The organism is Paenibacillus sp. S29 (genome assembly GCF_049319765.1).
Classification (GTDB): Bacteria; Bacillota; Bacilli; order Paenibacillales; family Paenibacillaceae; genus Paenibacillus; species Paenibacillus polymyxa_B.
Genome location: NZ_JBMOUI010000056.1, coordinates 1 through 716, shown reverse-complemented (window position 1 = coordinate 716; position 716 = coordinate 1). Strand labels below are relative to the sequence as shown.

The following is a 716-nucleotide window of genomic DNA, read 5'->3' as shown; positions in this document are numbered from 1 at the left end:
CTTGTGAAGAAAGTGTATGAGCAGTATAACGGAGTCTACGGCTATCGCCAAATTCAACTATTTTTGCAGCACGATCATGGAGTCTGGATGAACCATAAAAAGGTACTCCGGCTCATGCAGGTCTTGGGGATCCGCTCACAAATTCGCCGGAAGCATCGCTGTAACTATGCTTCTTCTACAGAAGGTCGTGTGGCGAAAAATCTGCTAAAACAGGATTTCAAGGCGGCCAAACCTAACCAAAAATGGGTCACAGATATCACGCAATATCGTGTGGGGGATTGCTGGCTATATCTGTCTGCGATTAAAGACTTGTTCAATAACGAAATTATCGCGTACCAGATGAGCCATAGAAATGATAACGAACTGGTTTTACAGACGTTTCGACAAGCCTGGAAACAGCAAAAAGACGTGACTGGCCTCATCGTTCACAGCGACCAGGGATTCCAGTACACGTCCCATGCGTACCACGACATGCTGCCAAAGGTTGGCGCCCGAATCAGCATGTCTCGCCGAGGCAATTGTTATGATAATGCCTCGATGGAGAGCTTCTTCTCGCATCTCAAAACGGAAGGGCTCTACCCATATGATATCCGAAATATGGACGAGGCACAAAGGAGAATAAAAGAATATATCCAATTTTACAACCAGTGTCGACCACAACGAAAGTTAAATAAGCTGCCTCCGAAAGAGTATCGGAAGCAGCTTATAGCCTAGGG

Annotated in this window: 1 protein-coding gene; it reads left to right on the top strand. The window is 46.1% G+C overall.

The features are described from left to right. The coding region (locus ACL9RM_RS26425) for an IS3 family transposase (RefSeq protein WP_414126697.1) at nucleotides 1-714 on the top strand (714 nt) is incomplete at its 5' end. Nucleotides 715-716 lie beyond the last annotated feature (2 nt).